Origin of the sequence: Streptomyces sp. NBC_00273, assembly GCF_036178145.1 — a bacterium.
Classification (GTDB): Bacteria; Actinomycetota; Actinomycetes; order Streptomycetales; family Streptomycetaceae; genus Streptomyces.
The window spans coordinates 6,563,670-6,579,802 of record NZ_CP108067.1 but is presented as its reverse complement, the minus strand read 5'-3'; the positions used below and the strand labels follow the sequence as shown (position 1 = coordinate 6,579,802).

General features: G+C 73.4%; 21 protein-coding genes. 12 read left to right on the top strand and 9 right to left on the bottom strand.

Translation table 11 applies throughout. From position 1 onward, the window contains the following. Window position 1 precedes the first annotated feature (1 nt). Both OG386_RS29180 and OG386_RS29175 read right to left on the bottom strand, forming a co-directional pair. Window positions 2-325, bottom strand: a complete 324-nt coding sequence (locus OG386_RS29180) for a putative quinol monooxygenase (protein ID WP_328790570.1) — start codon at window positions 323-325, stop codon at window positions 2-4. A 60-nt stretch (window positions 326-385) separates the two neighbouring features. Continuing rightward, entirely contained in the window at window positions 386-1,186 is an 801-nt protein-coding gene (locus OG386_RS29175; RefSeq protein WP_328790569.1) for an NAD(P)-dependent oxidoreductase, read from the bottom strand. A gap of 58 nt (window positions 1,187-1,244) precedes the next feature. On the opposite strand from OG386_RS29175, the gene OG386_RS29170 reads away from it, so the two are divergent. Genes OG386_RS29170 through OG386_RS29160 form a run of 3 tightly spaced genes read left to right on the top strand, consistent with a single transcriptional unit; the run spans window position 1,245 to window position 3,604 of the window. Next, a complete protein-coding gene (locus tag OG386_RS29170) occupies window positions 1,245-2,144 on the top strand; it encodes a LysR family transcriptional regulator (protein WP_328790568.1) in 900 nt (299 codons plus the stop codon). Window positions 2,145-2,148: 4 nt separating this feature from the next. Next, window positions 2,149-2,868 carry a carbon-nitrogen hydrolase family protein gene (locus OG386_RS29165; protein WP_328790567.1) on the top strand — a complete coding sequence of 240 codons (720 nt, stop codon included), beginning with the start codon at window positions 2,149-2,151 and terminating at the stop codon, window positions 2,866-2,868. Between the two features lie 13 nt (window positions 2,869-2,881). Next, the gene (locus OG386_RS29160) at window positions 2,882-3,604 is read left to right on the top strand and encodes a PaaI family thioesterase (protein WP_328790566.1); all 723 of its coding nucleotides are present in this window, start codon (window positions 2,882-2,884) and stop codon (window positions 3,602-3,604) included. Between the two features lie 4 nt (window positions 3,605-3,608). Here the strand turns inward: OG386_RS29160 and OG386_RS29155 are convergent, their stop codons facing one another. Further along, a complete protein-coding gene (locus tag OG386_RS29155; RefSeq protein ID WP_328790565.1) occupies window positions 3,609-3,944 on the bottom strand; it encodes a winged helix-turn-helix transcriptional regulator in 336 nt (111 codons plus the stop codon). 96 nt (window positions 3,945-4,040) lie between these two features. Here OG386_RS29155 and OG386_RS29150 point away from each other — a divergent pair, with 96 nt between their 5' ends. Then, window positions 4,041-4,928, top strand: coding sequence for an NAD(P)-dependent oxidoreductase (locus OG386_RS29150; protein ID WP_328790564.1), 888 nt, complete (start codon window positions 4,041-4,043; stop codon window positions 4,926-4,928). 23 nt (window positions 4,929-4,951) lie between these two features. Here the strand turns inward: OG386_RS29150 and OG386_RS29145 are convergent, their stop codons facing one another. The 3 genes from OG386_RS29145 to OG386_RS29135 form a co-directional block, all read right to left on the bottom strand. Beyond that, the gene (locus tag OG386_RS29145; protein WP_328790563.1) at window positions 4,952-5,752 is read right to left on the bottom strand and encodes an EI24 domain-containing protein; all 801 of its coding nucleotides are present in this window, start codon (window positions 5,750-5,752) and stop codon (window positions 4,952-4,954) included. Window positions 5,753-5,817: 65 nt separating this feature from the next. Further along, window positions 5,818-6,240 carry an organic hydroperoxide resistance protein gene (locus OG386_RS29140; RefSeq protein ID WP_030011104.1) on the bottom strand — a complete coding sequence of 141 codons (423 nt, stop codon included), beginning with the start codon at window positions 6,238-6,240 and terminating at the stop codon, window positions 5,818-5,820. Between the two features lie 64 nt (window positions 6,241-6,304). Beyond that, on the bottom strand, window positions 6,305-7,327 hold the full coding sequence (locus tag OG386_RS29135) for an NADP-dependent oxidoreductase (RefSeq protein ID WP_328790562.1): 1,023 nt from the start codon (window positions 7,325-7,327) through the stop codon (window positions 6,305-6,307). 94 nt (window positions 7,328-7,421) lie between these two features. Between OG386_RS29135 and OG386_RS29130 the strand changes: the two genes are divergently transcribed. Next, window positions 7,422-7,844 (top strand): MarR family winged helix-turn-helix transcriptional regulator, encoded by a 423-nt coding sequence (locus OG386_RS29130; protein ID WP_266596746.1) that lies wholly within the window; start codon window positions 7,422-7,424, stop codon window positions 7,842-7,844. Window positions 7,845-8,027: 183 nt separating this feature from the next. Next, window positions 8,028-8,765, top strand: a complete 738-nt coding sequence (locus OG386_RS29125) for a DUF4328 domain-containing protein (protein ID WP_328790561.1) — start codon at window positions 8,028-8,030, stop codon at window positions 8,763-8,765. 7 nt (window positions 8,766-8,772) lie between these two features. Here the strand turns inward: OG386_RS29125 and OG386_RS29120 are convergent, their stop codons facing one another. Next, window positions 8,773-9,504 (bottom strand): SCO2400 family protein, encoded by a 732-nt coding sequence (locus OG386_RS29120; RefSeq protein ID WP_328790560.1) that lies wholly within the window; start codon window positions 9,502-9,504, stop codon window positions 8,773-8,775. Between the two features lie 78 nt (window positions 9,505-9,582). Between OG386_RS29120 and OG386_RS29115 the strand changes: the two genes are divergently transcribed. Next, a complete protein-coding gene (locus tag OG386_RS29115; protein WP_328790559.1) occupies window positions 9,583-10,164 on the top strand; it encodes a hypothetical protein in 582 nt (193 codons plus the stop codon). Here the strand turns inward: OG386_RS29115 and OG386_RS29110 are convergent. Then, the gene (locus OG386_RS29110; RefSeq protein WP_328790558.1) at window positions 10,161-10,853 is read right to left on the bottom strand and encodes an esterase/lipase family protein; all 693 of its coding nucleotides are present in this window, start codon (window positions 10,851-10,853) and stop codon (window positions 10,161-10,163) included. The genes OG386_RS29115 and OG386_RS29110 overlap by 4 nt on opposite strands. A gap of 211 nt (window positions 10,854-11,064) precedes the next feature. Here OG386_RS29110 and OG386_RS29105 point away from each other — a divergent pair, with 211 nt between their 5' ends. The 3 genes from OG386_RS29105 (at window position 11,065) to OG386_RS29095 (ending at window position 14,327) form a co-directional block, all read left to right on the top strand. Continuing rightward, window positions 11,065-12,102, top strand: a complete 1,038-nt coding sequence (locus OG386_RS29105; protein ID WP_030757608.1) for a rod shape-determining protein — start codon at window positions 11,065-11,067, stop codon at window positions 12,100-12,102. Next, window positions 12,099-13,703, top strand: coding sequence for a GAF domain-containing sensor histidine kinase (locus tag OG386_RS29100; protein WP_328790557.1), 1,605 nt, complete (start codon window positions 12,099-12,101; stop codon window positions 13,701-13,703). Before OG386_RS29105 ends, OG386_RS29100 begins: the two co-directional genes overlap by 4 nt. 69 nt (window positions 13,704-13,772) lie before the next feature. Continuing rightward, entirely contained in the window at window positions 13,773-14,327 is a 555-nt protein-coding gene (locus OG386_RS29095; RefSeq protein ID WP_328790556.1) for a GNAT family N-acetyltransferase, read from the top strand. Window positions 14,328-14,352: 25 nt separating this feature from the next. Here OG386_RS29095 and OG386_RS29090 read toward each other — a convergent pair whose 3' ends face one another. Further along, window positions 14,353-14,793 carry an Lrp/AsnC family transcriptional regulator gene (locus OG386_RS29090; RefSeq protein ID WP_328790555.1) on the bottom strand — a complete coding sequence of 147 codons (441 nt, stop codon included), beginning with the start codon at window positions 14,791-14,793 and terminating at the stop codon, window positions 14,353-14,355. A gap of 69 nt (window positions 14,794-14,862) precedes the next feature. Between OG386_RS29090 and OG386_RS29085 the strand changes: the two genes are divergently transcribed. Together OG386_RS29085 and OG386_RS29080 are read left to right on the top strand one after the other, a co-directional pair. Continuing rightward, complete coding sequence (locus OG386_RS29085; RefSeq protein ID WP_328790554.1) at window positions 14,863-15,522, top strand: LysE family transporter; 660 nt, start codon at window positions 14,863-14,865, stop codon at window positions 15,520-15,522. A 59-nt stretch (window positions 15,523-15,581) separates the two neighbouring features. Then, the gene (locus OG386_RS29080) at window positions 15,582-16,094 is read left to right on the top strand and encodes a hypothetical protein (protein ID WP_328793396.1); all 513 of its coding nucleotides are present in this window, start codon (window positions 15,582-15,584) and stop codon (window positions 16,092-16,094) included. Window positions 16,095-16,133: the final 39 nt, after the last annotated feature.

The following is a 16,133-nucleotide window of genomic DNA, read 5'->3' as shown; positions in this document are numbered from 1 at the left end:
CCTAGTCGACCTGGAGCTCGCCCATCCGGCTCCAGCCGGTCGCACCCTCGATGGTGGTGCTGACGATCTCGGGCGTACGGGTCACCATCGGCCGCATGGTCTCCAGCGCGGCGCTGAAGTGCTGGGAGGTGACGTGCGCTTCGGCAGCGTCGTCCTGGAACGCCTCGACCAGCACGTAGGTGTTCGGCTCCTCCAGGCTGCGCGACCACTCGAACCACAGGTTCCCTGGTTCGGCGCGGGTGGCGCGGGTGAACGGCGCGACCTTGTCGGGCCACGCGTCGACGTATTCGGGCTTGACGGGGAATTTCACCACAATGAAGATCACACCGGCATTTTATGCAGGTTGATCCACACCGCGGGCGAACTTCCCCCGGCGCCGGCCGGGTCAGGGGCGCAGGGCGGAGAGGTCCCGGGCCGCGAGGTCCGGGCGGGACGTCAGCGTGGCGTGGACCGACTCCAGGATCGGCAGCGGCGCGTGGGCCGTGGCCAGGGCCACGTCCTTCGCGGCCAGGGAGACCGGGAAGTGCGAGGCGTCGGCGTACGCCCGGGCCACCGCGCCCGCCAGCGGTCCGCGGGCCAGCTGCGCGCGGACCAGTTCCTCCGGCAGGCCCAGGGCCCCGCCCAGCCTCAGCGCCTCGACCACCAGGGCCACCCCGCCGACCGCCGCGTTGATCAGTACCAGTTTCAGCGCCGCGCCGGAGCCCGCCGGGCCGCACACGGTGACCTCGCCGAGGGCGTCGAGGACCTCCCGGACCGGGCCGGGCAGCGGGCCGCCGCCCGCCAGCACCCACAGCTCCCCCGTCGCCGCCCGGTCCACGCTCCCCATCACGGGGGCGTCGGTCAGCGTCACCCCTTCCGGCAGTCGCCCGGCGAGCTCCCGTACCGCCTCCGGCCCGACCGTCGAGGTGTCGATCCAGTGGACGCCGGGCCGCAGGGCGGGCAGCACGCCCTGGGCGACGGCGCGCAGGGCCGCCGGACCGGCCAGCATCGTGATGACGAGGTCCGCGTCGCGGACGGCCGCGGCGGGCGTCGCGGCGACCGTCGCGCCGGCCGCCACCAGCGGGTCCACCTTGCCCGGCGTGCGGTTCCACACCGTCAGCCCGTACCCCCGGGCCAGCAGGTGACGGGCCATCGGGGCGCCCATGTGACCGAGGCCGAGGAACGCGATCTTCTGTGCTGTGTCCATGCCCATGACGCTAGGCGGGGCTCGTCCATGCGACAAGCGAATGTCTAGCATGGCTGGCATGCCTACTTCGCACAGCTTGTACGAGGTCTTCCTGAGCGTGGCCCGCCTGGCCTCCTTCACCGCCGCCGCCCGCTCCCTCGGCTACACCCAGTCCGCGGTGTCCCGGCAGATCCAGACCCTGGAGGACGAGTGGGGCACCCCGCTCTTCGACCGCCTCCCCCGCGGGGTCCGTCTGACCGAGGCCGGGCACCTCCTGCTTCCGCACGCCGAGGCCGTCGGCGAGCGGCTGCGCACCGCCCGCGCCGAACTCGACGCGCTGCGCGCCCTCGGCGCCGGACGGCTGCGGATCGGCGCCTTCTCCACCGCCGACGCCGCCCTGCTGCCCCGCGCGCTGGCCGCCTTCCGGGCCCGCCACCCCGCCGTGACCGTCGCCCGCACCGAGGGCCCCTCCGCCAAGCACCTGGCCCTGCTCGCCGCCGGGGACCTCGACCTCGCCGTCGTCGCCGACACCTCCGCGGAGCCGCCCCGCGGCTGCACCGCGCACCACCTGCTCGACGAGCGGATGTACGTGGCCCTGCCCGCCGGCCACCGGCTCGCCGGGCGCGCCGACGTACGGCTGGCCGAACTGGCCGACGAGGAGTGGATCGCGGCTGACACCCGGCCCGAGGAGACCCTCATGCACTCCGCGCTGGCCGGCGGCTTCCGCCCGCGCACCGGTTTCGTCGCCGCCGACTGGATCGCCAAGCAGGGCTTCGTCGCGGCCGGACTCGGCGTCACCCTGGTCCCGGCGCTCGCCGCCTCCTCGGCACGGGCCGACCTCGCGCTCGTCCCCCTGCACCCGGACGACACCCCGCGCCGCCGGATCTACGCCGCCACCCCGCGCGGGGTCGCCCCCTCCCCCGCCGCCCTCGCCTTCCTGGCCCTGCTGAAGGAGGTCGCGGCCGGGCTGGCATCCTGACCGGGTGAAGATCGCCGCAGCACAACTGACCTGCATCCCCGCCGACGTCCGGGCCAACGTCGCGCAGGCCGCGGACCTCGCCGCCGCGGCCCGCGAACAGGGTGCCGCGCTGGTGGTGTTCCCCGAGCTCGCGCTCACCGGCTACGAGCTGGCCGCGCTGGCCGCCGACCCGGGCCTGTGGACGGCCGCCGACGACCCCCGGCTGGATCCGCTGCGCTCCGCCGGGATCGCCACCGCGATCAACGTCGCCCTGCCCACCGGCGGCCCGCGCCCAGCGATCGCGACGCTGGTCCACGACGCGGACGGCGCGCACGTGACGACGTACGCGAAACAGCACCTCTACCGGCACGAGCAGGACGTCTTCGAACGAGGCCGGGGCGACGGGCGCTTCGAACTCGGCGGGATCCGCTTCTGCCTGGGCATCTGCTTCGACAACCACTTCCCCGAACTGCCCGGCCGGGGCGCCGCCGACGGCTGCCGGGTGCACCTCGCGAGCTCCCTGTACGGGACGGGCGACGGGATCCACGAGCGCGCCACCGTCCACCCCGGGATCGCGCGCGAGCACGACCTGTACGTGGTCCTCGCCAACCACGTCGGCCCGGCCGGCCCGTGGACCGGCTGCGGCCGCTCGGCCGTGTGGGCCCCGGGCGGCGCCCTGCTGGCCGAGGCGGACGACCGTACGCCCTCGGTGGTGACGGCTTCGGTCGCGACGGCCGCGGTGTGATGGGGTGGGCGCCATGAGCGACTTCGAGACGATCACGGTTCCGGAACGCCTCCACGGATATCCGGGAGTGGCCTTCGGCGGCTACGTGGCGGGCGTACTGGCCGCCCGGGCCGCCGCCAAGGACGTACGGGTGGACTTCAGGCGGCCCGTGCCGACCGGGGCGCCGGTGCGGCTCGCCGCGACCGCGGACGGCGGCTGCGAACTGACGGACGGCGAGCTGCTGCTGGCCGCGGCGACCCCGGTCGTGGCGCCCGGCGCGCACTGGCCCGAAGCCCCGTCCTGGGACCGGGCCGTGGCTGCGGCCGAAGCCTTCCGGGCGGATCCGCCGGACGGCCAGGCCGACTGCTTCGGCTGCGGCCTGGACCGGACGCCCGCCACCGGGCTGCGCCTGCACTGCGGTACGGTGCCGGGCCGCGAGCTGGTCGCCGCGGCCTGGACGCCCGCGCCCGAACTCGGGGGCGCGGACGGGCTGCTGCCGCCCGAGCTGGTGTGGGGAGCGCTGGACTGCCCCGGGAACGCGGCCGGGCGACTGCTCGACGGCCGCCCGGCCGGTGCGGTCACCGCCGCGCTCGGCGCCCGTCTGCTGCGGCCGGCGCCGGTGGGCGAAGGACTGATCTCGTACGCCTGGATGCTGTCGTCCTCGGGCCGCAAGTACACCGTGGGCACGGCCCTGGCCACGGCCGACGGCGAACTCTGCGCCGTCGCCGAGGCGCTGTGGGTGGAGCCCCGCCGGTAGGGGCTCACGCGGAATCGGGCAGCAGATGCTTGCTGCCCCACATCCCCAGGGGTTTCAGGGCCGCGTTCAGGTCCTGGCCCAGCGGGGTCAGGGAGTACTCGACGCGCGGCGGGACCTCCTCGTACACCTCGCGGTGCACGATGCCGTCGGTCTCCAGCTCGCGCAGCTGGGCGGCGAGCACCTTCTCGGAGACACCCGGGACGAGCCTGCGCAGTTCACCGAACCGATGGGGCCGCTGATCCAGCACCCACAGGAGCGACACCTTCCACTTCCCGTCGATCACGGACATCGCCGCGGCGATCCCGCATTCATCCGCACCCGGCCTTCGTGCCACCGCCATCGCACACCCTCCCCACCTGCTCACTCACTTCGGGGTAACCACCCACTCCGAAGTGCGTACTTGAGCGCTCTGCCGCCTGCCACCAGGCTAAACGTCATGACCGACACCACAGCGCACCATTCCCTCACCCTCCTCGGCCTCGGCGACATGGGCACCGCCCTCGCCCGCACCTGGCTCGCCGCCGGGCACTCCCTGACCGTCTGGAACCGCACCCCCGCCAAGGCCGGGGCGCTGGCCGCCGAAGGGGCCTCCGTCGCCGCGACCGCGGCCGACGCGGTCGCCGCGAGCGCGCTGGTCGTGGTCTGTCTGCTCGACGACGCCAGCGTCGGCGCCACCCTGGACGGCATCGACCTGACCGGCAAGGACCTCGTCAACCTCACCACCGGCACCCCGGCCGAGGCGCGCGCCCGCGCCGCCTGGGCCCAGCAGCGCGGCGCCCGCTACCTGGACGGCGGGATCATGGCCACGCCGACGATGATCGGCGTCCCCGAGGCCGGCGGGTACGTCTTCTACAGCGGCTCGCGCGCGCTCTTCGACAGCCGCCGGGCGGCCCTGGAGGTCCCGACCGGGTCCCGCTTCGTCGGCGAGGACCCCGGGCACGCGGCCCTGCACGACGTGGCGCTGCTCAGCGCGATGTGGGGGATGTTCGCCGGCATCTCGCACGCCTACGCGCTGATCGAGGGCGAGGACATCGCCCCGAAGGACCTCGCTCCGCTGCTGTCCGAGTGGCTCGGCGCGATGGGCTTCTTCGTCGGCAACGCCGCCGAGCGGCTGACCTCGCGGGACTTCACCTCGGGCGTGGTGTCCAACCTGACCATGCAGGTCACGGGCAGCGGCACCATGCTGCGCACCGCCGAGGAGCAGGGCGTCAGCACCGAGCTGGTCACCCCGTACGTGGACCTGCTGCGCCGCCGGCTGGCCGCGGACCCGGCCGCGCACGGCGGGGAGGACACCACGGGGGCCGTCCTGCTGCTGAAGCGCTAGGGGCGGCGGCCGCGGGCCTGCGGCTAGGAGTACGCGGGCGGCGGCGGTCCGAAACCCGCGGGGGTGGATTCGGCGGCCGGAGCCTCGTCGCTGCGCATGAGGTCGCGGGCCATCAGCGTGGCCCCGGCCACGGCGCCCGGCATCAGGAACACCGCGACCAGCGGCACCAGGAACGCCAGCACCAGCGGCACCCCGAAGCCCAGCACCAGCATCCGCCGCGAGCGCATCAGCTCCAGCCGGTCGGCCAGCTCCACCTTGCGCCGCTGCAGGGCCACGGCGGTGAGCTCCTGGGTCAGGAAGTATCCGGAGACGCAGAAACCGAGCACCGGGACCACCGTCTGGCCGATCACCGGGATGAAACCGAGGGCGAAGAGCAGGATCCCGTACAGCAGCACCCGCGCGAGCACCTTCACGCTGTCCCGGGCCGAGACCCACAGCTCCAGCCAGAGCGGCAGCCCCGACTGCGGCACCTCGCCGCCCTCGCTGCGGTCGACCTGCTCCGAGAGGGACTCGTAGAACGGCTGGCCGATCAACAGGGTCACGGCGGTGAAGGTGATCACCGCGACGAACAGCCCGAGGCCGAAGAACAGGGCGGTCAGGAAGCCGCGGAAGAGCGAGAGCCAGGGCGAGGACCAGTCGTCGGCGAAGGGCGTGGCCCAGGCGGTCAGGTCGTCGGCGCCGTAGCCGAGCCCGATCAGGGCGCCGGCGTAGAGGACGAGCGCCACGAGCCCGGGCAGCAGCCCGAAGCCCAGCCACCGGCCGTGACGGAACACCCATCGTTGTCCGGCCAGCAGATACCGGAAACCCCCCGCAAGATCACGCATGGGGCCAGTTTACGGCGAAGGCCGCACCCCGGTCGGGGTGCGGCCCTCGTGCTACGAGCGCCGGATCAGACGGCGAGCTCGACGGTGATGTTGCCGCGGGTGGCCTTCGAGTACGGGCAGACCTCGTGGGCCTTCTCGATGAGGTCCTTGGCGGTGGCGGCGTCCACGTTCGGGATCACGGCGGAGATCTTGACGATCAGGCCGAAGCCCTCGTCGTTCTTGCCGATGCCGACCTCGGCGGTGACCGTGGAGCCGGAGATGTCGGCGTTCACGTTCTTCGCGACGACGCCCAGGGCGCCCTGGAAGCAGGCGCTGTAGCCGGCGGCGAACAGCTGCTCCGGGTTGGTACCGGCGCCGCTGCCACCGAGCTCCTTCGGCGGGTTCACGACGACGTCGAGCTGGCCGTCGTTGGTGGCGACGCGACCGTCACGGCCGTTCTCGGCGGTGGCGACAGCGGTGTAGGCGACGTCGGACTGCTGGATGGACATAAAGGAAGATCCTCCTGGTAATCGCCGTGAGTCGCGCCCACGATCACGACGGTGTGCAGTGAGCCTAACCGGTGAAGGAAACGATCATCTTTCCGGTGTTCTCGCCGCGGAGCATGCCGAGGAAGGCGGAGGTGGCGTTCTCGACGCCCTCGACGACCGTCTCGTCGTACCGCAGCTCGCCGGAGCGCAGCCATCCGGCGACGTCCTGGACGAACTGCTGCTGCAGTCCGTTGTGGTCGTTGACGAGGATGCCCTGCAGGCGCAGGCGCTTGCCGATGACCTGCATCAGGTTGCGCGGACCGGGGGCGGCCTCGGTGTCGTTGTAGCCGGCGATCGCGCCGCACAGGGTGGCTCGGCCGTTCACCTTCATCGAGGAGATGGCGGCCTCCAGGTGGTCGCCGCCGACGTTGTCGAAGTAGACGTCGATGCCCTCGGGAGCGGCGGCCGGCAGCTGCTCGGCGACGGGGCCGTTCTTGTAGTTGAAGGCGGCGTCGAAGCCGTACTTCTCGGTGAGCAGCGTCACCTTCTCGTCCGAGCCGGCGGAGCCGATCACCCGGGACGCGCCCTTGATCTTGGCGAACTGGCCGACGAGGCTGCCGACCGCACCGGCGGCGCCGGAGACGAAGACGGAGTCGCCCTCCTTGAAGGAGGCGACCTCGAAGAGTCCGGCGTAGGCGGTCAGGCCCGGCATGCCGAGGACGCCGAGGTAGGCGGAGAGCGGGGCGAGCGAGGCGTCCACCTTCACGGCGTACGCGGCGTCGAGGTCCGCGTACTCACGCCAGCCCAGGTGGTGCAGGACGTGGTCGCCGACGGCGAAGCCCTCGGCGGCGGAGGCGACGACCTCGCCGACCGCGCCGCCCTGCATCGGCTCGTCCAGCTGGAACGGCGGGATGTACGACTTCACGTCGTTCATCCGGCCGCGCATGTAGGGGTCCACGGACATGTGCAGGTTGCGCACGAGGATCCGGCCGGCGGCGGGCTCGGCGGACACGGGCACCTCGCGCAGGGCGAAGTCCTCGGCGACGGGCCAGCCCTGCGGGCGACGGACGAGGTGCCACTCGCGGCTGACGGCGGGGATCTGAGACATGCGGCGCTCCTGGTCAGAACGAATTGCTTCACTAGGTGAAACAACCATGCGCCTAGATATTTCATGTTGTCAAGTAAATGGGTACGCTGGTTCCATGCCCAGTCGTCGCGTAGACCCAGTGACCATCGAAGTCGTCGAGCTCATCGCCGACGTCGTGGCCCGCTATCACACGGAGTACGAGCACGCGGCCGCCAGCCACCAGCTCACCGGCGCCCAGGCCAAGGTGCTGAACATGCTCTCCCTGGAGCCCCTACCGATGCGGCGCATCGCGCTGAAGCTGCGGTGCGAGCCCTCGAACGTGACCGGCATCGTCGACCGCCTGGAGACCCGCGGCCTGGTCGAACGCCGCCCGGACCCGGCGGACCGCCGGGTGAAGCTGGCCGCCCCCACCGAGGAGGGCACGCTGACCGCGGAGCGGCTGCGCGAATCCCTGGACTTCGCCCGCGAACCGCTGGCCGGACTGTCCGCGGAGGAAAGGACGGTCCTGCGGGACCTCCTCAGGCGCATGCTGGCCTGACGGCGCCGACCGGCCCGGGCGCCGACCGGCCCGGGGCGACCGGGGGCGACCGACCAGCCGAAAGAATCTTCTGGACGCGCCACCGGAGTCGGCAGTACGTTCGAGCGCCTGCACGCCGGCCGCACCCAACGAGCGGACCGGCGCCTTCGCCATGTCATGCGTTCCCGTGGGGGGTACACCGTCATGTCCTTCAACACACCCGGCCCGCCGCCGCCCGGCCACCTCCTGAGATCGCCGCAGGGCCTCGCGACCGCGACGGTCGTGCTCCTGTGCGTGACGGGCGGGATCAACCTGCTCTCGGCCGGCGCCAACGTCTTCACCCTGTCGCTGATGAACGATCTCGACGCGGACCCCGCCCGGGTCACCAGCAGCATGACCGACCTCTCGGACATCCTGATCGGCCTCGCGGGAGTCCTCCAGATGCTGATGTACATCGCCACCGGGGTCGTCTTCCTCGTGTGGTTCCACCGCGTGCGCGTCAACGGCGGGATCTTCCGGACCACCGAATTCACCCAGGGCAGCGGCTGGGCCATCGGCTGGTGGTTCGTCCCCGTCGCCCACCTGTTCCAGCCGTTCGTCGTCGCCCGGCAGATCTGGCGGGCCAGCACCCAGCTGGGGCCCGACGGCTCCCCCGTCCGGGTCTCCGGCGCCCCCCTCACGGCCTGGTGGGCGGTCTGGGTCGCCGCGTCGATCGTCGGGCGCATCAGCGGCGCGGTCTTCTCGAGCGCCGAGATGCCCGGCGAGATGGCGGCGGCCGCCACCCTGGGGATCTGCTCCGACCTGCTCGTCGTCGCCGCGGCCGCACTCGCCGTCCTCTTCGTCCGCAGGCTGACGGCCATGCAGAACACCATGGCCGCCCAAGGCCCGTACGCCCCGGTCCGGCCCGCACGCGCAGGGGCCCCGGCGACGGCAGGGATCTAACGACCCTCTAGAACCAGCCGCAGAAGATCCAGCAGTCCTTGGTCGGCGAGGGCGTCGGTGTCGGGGACGGCGGGGGTGACGGTGCCTGCGTGCCCGTGGAGCCGCTCGGCGAGGGCTTCCCCGACGCGGTTCCTCCTACGGACCGTCCCGGACCGGGAGTGCGCGAGGCCGGGCCCGACGTCGCGGGCGCGGGGGCGGACGAGGCCGGACCCGGCTGCGCGATGCTCCCGGAAGGCGCCGCGGTACCAGCCTTCTTCGTACCCGCGACGACGGCCTTCGTCGTGGCCTTCCCGGGCCCCGTGGGCGCACCGGCCGTCGGAGCGTCGGGCAGCGGGGCGGGATCCTGCGGCCCGTCGTCCGTCAGCACCACGGTCTCGGCCCGGTCGGTGCGCTCCCCGTCGGTGGCCATGCGGGCCACCGCCATGGAACCCCCGACCGCGATCAGCAGGCCGAGCGAGAGCGACAGCACGGTCCGGCGGCGGCGCCGGTGCGTGACCCGGCGACGCGCTCCGGCGCGCCGCTCGTTCGGGGCGGACAGCACGACGAGCGAGTCGGCGAAGGCCTCGGCCGGTGCGGGCGGCGGTCCGGGGACGGGCGCCTCGGCGGCGGGCGCGGCAGCCGGTGCGGCGGCCGGCACGGCGGCCGAGGCGGCGGGTATCAGGTACTCGGCGGGGGTTCCGCATCCGGCGCACGCCAGTGCGCCGTTGAGGTGCCTCCGGCAGGCGTGGCAATAGTTCATGGCGCCCGCAGGCTACGTGGTCTGCGGCAACATCCGGATCCCGAGAACGTAAGGATCCTGTGTGGAATGGTTCCTTCCATGACATCTTTTGGGCCGACCGGATTCCAGTTGGTGCTCTTGCGGCGGATGGCCGACTTCCAGCCGGACCTTGCCGACGAGGCCCGCCGCCGGCTGGGCGCCTCGCTCGCGGACCAGCGGGAGGCGAACAAACGCTGGCAGGCGATGGTGCGGTCGCCCCGCTCCCGCGGAGCCCTGACCCGGTACCGCTCGGTACTCGGTCCGCCGGAGTCCGCCGAGCACCGCACGATCGGCGACCTGGAGTGCGAGGCCCTGCTGTGGCCGCTGCCGCTCTGGCCGGACCTGCGCTTCGAGGTGCTGGCCGCGCCGGACGGGGCCGTGTGGAACGAGTGGCTCGTACGGGCCCCGGGCGCGCGGGGGCCCGTACTGGAATCGGCGGACGACCTGCGGCCCTGGTCGGCGACGGTGGACGAGGTCGCGCGGGCCTTCGCGCCGGTCCGGCCGATGGAGGGCACCGCGCCGACCCGCTGGCGCCTGGCCTTCGCCGCGCGGGGGCGGCCCTGCGTGGCGGAGTTCACCTACGGCCTGCTCCAGCGGTTCGCCCTGGACGAGGGGAAGGCGCCTCCTGAAGGCACCGCCTAGGAGGAGAGGAAGGCCCGGACGCCGGCCGAGGTGGCGTCGTCGCCGAGCAGGTCGTTGTGCCCCAGGCAGCCGACCGGGGTGTTGGCGGCTCCGGTCAGCGGGACGCTGTCGTCCGGGTTGACGACCTCGTCGCAGTTCGACCAGAAGGTCGCGTACTTCACCGCGCCCGGGGTTTCGTCCCCGCCGTTCAGCTTCTTCACCACGTACGACCCGGGGGTCATGTCCCGGCACGCCTGGTCCCACAGCGCGCAGGCCCAAGCGGTGGAGGTGCCGCGGTTGGGACCGGCCAGCGAGACCCAGTGGTCCACGGTGGACCCGCCGCCGCCGAACTTCACGTACCAGCGGCTGACCAGCGAGCCGAAGGAGTGCGCGACGACGTCGACCTGGGCGGCGCCGGTCTCCCGGCGGACCTGGTCGACGTAGGCGGCGAGCCGCCCGGCGAGGACCTCGTTGACGGACTGGTGGGTGTCGTAGCCGAAGGAGAAGAGCTCCGCATCGGTGTACCCGGCGGCGCGCAGGGCCGCGCGCAGGGCTCCCCAGACACCCGGATCCGCGTTGTAGCCGTGCACGAGGACCACCGGGCGGCGGGTGGAGGCCTGGGCCGGGGAGGCCACCGGCAGCGCGAGGCACAGTGCGAGGAGCGCCAAGAGCACCGGAAGCGCCCGCAGTCCCTGTCGGGCCGTCAGCATCGGCTCCCCTTTACCTTGTTACGCGCGAGTAGCGCGTGCTGTGCGCGCATGGTGCTGCCTGTCGGTACAGAAATCCACCCCCATGCAGCCGCGACACACCCCCAGCCGGAGCAGCCCAACGGGCCATGAGGGCGAATTGCCCGCGATGATATGAAAAGTGACCGACATTTCCGTCGGTCCTCTTGCGTCAGCGCTCTCGGGAGGATCTGCCGTGACCGTCAGTCTTGAGCAGTTGCGCCGCTGCCACGTCGCCGTCGACCTGGGGGCGGCGAGGACCCGCGTGTACGTCAAGGGCGCCGGCCTCGTGGTCGACGAACCCAGCGTCGCCGCGGTCAACACGCGCACCGGCGCACTCATCGCCGTCGGCTCCTTCGCCGAACGGATGACCGGCCGCACGCCCGACTACATCCGGGTCGTGCGCCCCGTCTCCGGCGGCACCGTCGTCGACATCGAGATGGCCCAGCGGATGCTGCGCCACCTCCTCGGCGAGAAGCTGCGGCGCGCCCTGCGCCGCAAGCCCCGACTGCGGGCCGCCGCCTGCACCCCGCACGACGCGGACCCGCTCGCCCAGCGGGCCACCGTGGAAACCCTCGTCGGGCTCGGCGCCCGGCGCGTCGAACTGGTCGACACCCTGATCGCGGCGGCCGTCGGCTGCGGACTCCCCGTGGAGCAGCCGACCGCGACGATGATCATGGTGTGCGGGGCCGCGGCCACCCAGGTGGCCGTCCTCTCCCTCGGATCCATCGTCACCGCCCAACGGATCCCCGTCGGCGGCGAGGCCATCGACCACGCGGTCGTCCAGCACCTGCGCCACGCGCACGAGCTGATGCTGCCCAGCCAGGCCGTCCGGCCGCTGCAACTGGCCCTCCACGGCAACGGCCTCACCGTCGGCGGCCCGGCCTCCACCCTGATCCACGGCCGCGACGTGGCCACCGGCCTCGCCCGCTCCGTGCAAGTGGACACCGCAGCCGTACGGGACGCCATCTACACCCCGCTGACCGCCGTCCTCGACGGCATCGGCAAGGTGCTGCGGGACTGCCCGCCGGACCTGGTGGCCGATCTGACGGACCGGGGGATCATGATGGTGGGCGGCAGCGCCCTGCTGCCGGGCCTGGACCAGATGTTGCGGGACGCCACCGGAATGCCCGTCGCCATCGCGGAACGGCCGGACGTGTGCGCCGTACTCGGTCTCGGCGCGATGCTCGAAGGGAAGATCGCCCCCATGGTCCTCAACCCGCTGGCCGAATGAGGCCCCAACAACCGAAACGGCCCGAGGAACCCGAAGAGCCCTACGAGCCCGAAGAGCCGGACACGGAAGCGGCCAGGCTTCCGGTGCTGCTGGAAGCCGTCCTCAACGTCGGGTCCGAGCTGGAGCTGCACACCACCCTCCAGCACATCGTGGACTCCGCGACCGAACTGTGCGCGGCCCGGTACGGAGCGCTCGGGGTCGTCGACCCCGAGCGCGTCCTGCTGACCGATCTGTTCACGGCGGGGCTCACCGAGGAGGAGCGGGCCGCGATCCCGCACCTGCCGGACGCGCGCTCCGGCGTGCTCGGAGCCCTCGTCAGCGACCCGCGCCCGCTGCTCCTGGACGACGTCACCCGGGACCCGCGGGCCGCCGGGTTCCCGCCGGGCCACCCGCCCATGCACGGCCTCCTGGGCGTCCCGATCCGGGTGCACACGGAGGTCTTCGGCAACCTCTACCTCGCCGAGAAGCGGGGCGGCGGCCCCTTCACGGACGAGGACCTCGCCCTGCTGCGCGTCCTGGCCTCGCAGGCGGGCATAGCGATCGGCAACGCCCGGCTCTACGAGACCGCGCGCCGCCGGGAGCGCTGGATCGACGGCGCCGCCGCCGTGACCACGACCCTGCTCGCCGGACGCCCGGCGGCCGACGCCCTGAGGTGCGTGGCCGAACGGGCCCGGCTGCTGGCGGACGCCGCGGCCGGGGTGGTGCTCCAGCCGACGCCCGAGGGCGGCATGGAGATCGTGGCCGCCTCCACGCAGGGGGACCCCGGGGACCTGGTGGGGACGGCCATCGCCCCCGGTTCGCCGGTGCTGGTACAACTCCTGGGCGGCGAGCCCGTCTTCATCGACGACTCGGCGACGGATCCCCGGATGACCACGCACGTGCGGGAGCGGTTCGGGCCGAGCATGATGCTCCCGCTGCAGAGCGGCGGCCAGCTGATCGGCACCCTGGCCCTGCCCCGCGCCCGGGGCGGCCCCGCGTACGACGCGGTGGACCGGCTGCTCGCTTCGCAGTTCGCCTCCCAGGCCGCGCTGGCCCTCGTACTCGCGGACGCCCAGCACGACCGGGAGCAGCTGGCGGTGTACGAGGACCGCGACCGGATCGCGCGGGACCTGCACGACCTGGTGGTCCAGCGGCTCTTCGCCACCGAGATGATGCTGGAGAGCACCCGGCGGCGAGCGGCGAACGCCCCGTCGGGAGACACGGTGGGCGACGAGCTCAGTCGGGCCGTGGACGAGCTCGACTCCACCATCCAGGAGGTCCGGACGGCCATCTTCGCCCTCCAGCAGCCGCCGACCGACGCCCCGACGACCTTCCGGGGGCGGGTGCTGCGCGAGACGGGCGGGGCGGCGGCCGTGCTCGGCTTCCAACCGTCGGTGCACTTCGTGGGCGCGGTGGACGCCCTGCTGCCGGATCCGGTGGCGGGCGACCTGCTCGGGGCCCTGCGCGGCGCCCTGGCCGCGGCGCACCGGCGCGGCGAGATCACCTCCATCGACGTGCAGGTGGAGGCGGGCCCGTCCCGGGTCCGCCTGACGGTGGCGGACGACGGCCGTACGGATTCGGGCGCGCGGGGTACGACGGTGACGTGGGAGTCGGCGCTGTAGCGCCCGCGGGCGTGCATCGGAAAGGGCTGGTCACGGCCCTCTGCTCCGCGGCCGTGCTTCCATGATCCGGTGAACGACGAGAGTGCTCCCGCAGCCGGCGAACCCGAGGTCCGGCACGTCCGGGACGTCCGGCGTCGGACGGACGCCGACCTCGGTGCGTGCGTCCAGGTGCTCGCCGAGGTCCACGAGCAGGACGGCTACCCGGTGAACTGGCCGGACCACCCCGGCGGCTGGCTGTCCGGGCCGGCGCTGCTCGCGGCCTGGGTGGCGGAGCTGGACGGGCGGATCGTCGGTCACGTCGCCCTGTCCCGCAGCGCGGCGGACGATGCGGCGCCCGCGCTGTGGAGCAGCCGCGAGGGCGCGAGCCGTGCGGCGACCGCCGTGGTCGGCCGCCTGTTCGTCGCTCCGGCGGCCCGGGGCCACGGGATCGGTGCGCTCCTGATGGCCCGGGTGACCCGGGAGGCGCGGGAGCGCGATCTGCATCCCGTGCTCGACGTCGTGGCCTCCGACGCCTCGGCGGTGGCCCTCTACGAGCGGCTGGGCTGGGAGTTGCTGGCCACGGTCGAGCAGCGGTGGAGCCCGGGGCGGACGGTGACCGTGCACTGCTACGCGGCGGCCGGGTGACCCGATCTCCCTTCCCCGACAGGGCCTAGTACGGGCCCGGTCGGGTGGCCGCGCGCAGGGCGATCCGGGTGTTGGACTGGGCCACCCCCGCCTCCCGTTTCATGCGGCGGAGCAGCCCGTCGAGGGCGGCGGGGTCGGCGGCCCGGGCGCGTACGAGGTAGTCGTGCTCGCCGGTCACGTGCACGACCTCGGTGATCCCGGAGAGCTTGGCGACCTGCCGCTCGAACTCCTCGTTGGTGGTGTCCTGGCGCAGGGTGACGTCGATGAAGACGACGAGCCCGCCGGCGGTGTCGGCCGCCGGGTCCACGATCGTGGTGAACCCGCGGATCACCCCTTCGCGGCGCATCCGTCGGACCCGGTCGGCGGTGGCGTTGGCGCTGAGGCCGACGCGGACTCCCAGGTCCCGGTACGAGATCCGCGCATCCTGCTGCAGGATGCCGAGGATTTCCCTGTCGAGGCGGTCCATACCGCGATTCTCGCAGCCGGGCCCGGTATGCGCGCTCGTCCCCCGAAGGCCGGGCCCGACGCTCGCCCCATGAACGAACTGATGACGCCGACGCTGGCGGGCGCGGCCGCGGGCCTGGGCGTGGCGATGCCCATGGGGGCGATGAGCGTACTGCTGCTGCAGGAGGCGATGCGCGACCGCCGCACGGCCGTGGCCGCGGCCGCGGGAATCGCGGCGGTCGACCTCGGCTACGCGGCCCTCGCCACCACCCTGGGGCCCTGGGTGGCCTCCCACGTCTCCCCGGTCGAGGCCTGGGTCCGGCTGGCCTCGGCGGTGATCCTGCTGGTCATCGCGGCGCGCGGCCTCTACGGGGCCTCCCCCGCCCGAGCCTCGGACCCGGCCCCGGCGTCCGCCCCCACCCCCGCCTCCGCTCCGGCGTCCGCCCCGCCGCCGGCCCGGCCGGTCAAGGCCTTCGCCCGGTACGTCGGCCTCACCGCGCTCAACCCCACGACCGCCCTCTACTTCGCCGCCCTCACCACCGCCCAGGGCGCCGCCCTGGGCACCGGAGCGGCCGGCGCCGCCTTCCTCCTCGGTGTCGGCGCCGCCTCCCTCCTCTGGCAGCAGGCGCTCGTGACGCTCGGCTCCCTCGCCGGCACCCGCGTCCCGGACGGCGCCCGCATCTGGACCTTCCGCCTCGGCTACGGCCTGGTCGCCGCGTACGCGGTGAAGATCGCCCTCCCGCTCCCGTGACCGGCCGGCCGAGGGTTTGGCCCCCGTGCCCTCCGGCGGCGAGACTCGGTCCCGTGAACATGGGGATCTCCGGTTTCGAGCCGTCCTTCCTGGTCGGGATCGAGGCGGTCCGGCAAGCGCACGGCGCCCGGTTGGCGGCGCTCGTCGGCCGACGGCTGACGGGGTTCGCCCTGGTGCGGTTCGCCGAGGACGGGGACTGGTACGCGGACTGCCCGGTGGTACTCGACTTCGACGGCACCCGGGTGGAGGTCTGCCACACGAAGTTCGACGAACTCTCGATCGGCTGGGACACCATCCGGACCACGGCGGTGATCACGGGCTGGGGCGGGTCCGGGCCGACGCCCGAGTGGTCGCACCGTGACGCGCGCCTCGAACCGTTCGTCGGCCGTGAGCTGCGCGACCTCGCGCTGATCGAATGGCGGCCGGCGGGCCGTGACCTGGCGGCGGGGACCCTGGCGGTGGAGTTCGTCTTCGACGCCGGCCGCCTGCGCATCGCCAACGGACTCGACGAGAACAGCATCGAGACGGGCCCGGCCCGACAGACCCACCTGCGGCACGGACCCGAGCACTGACCGGCGCCCCCTGACGGGTACGGGCCTGCGGAGCGGCCC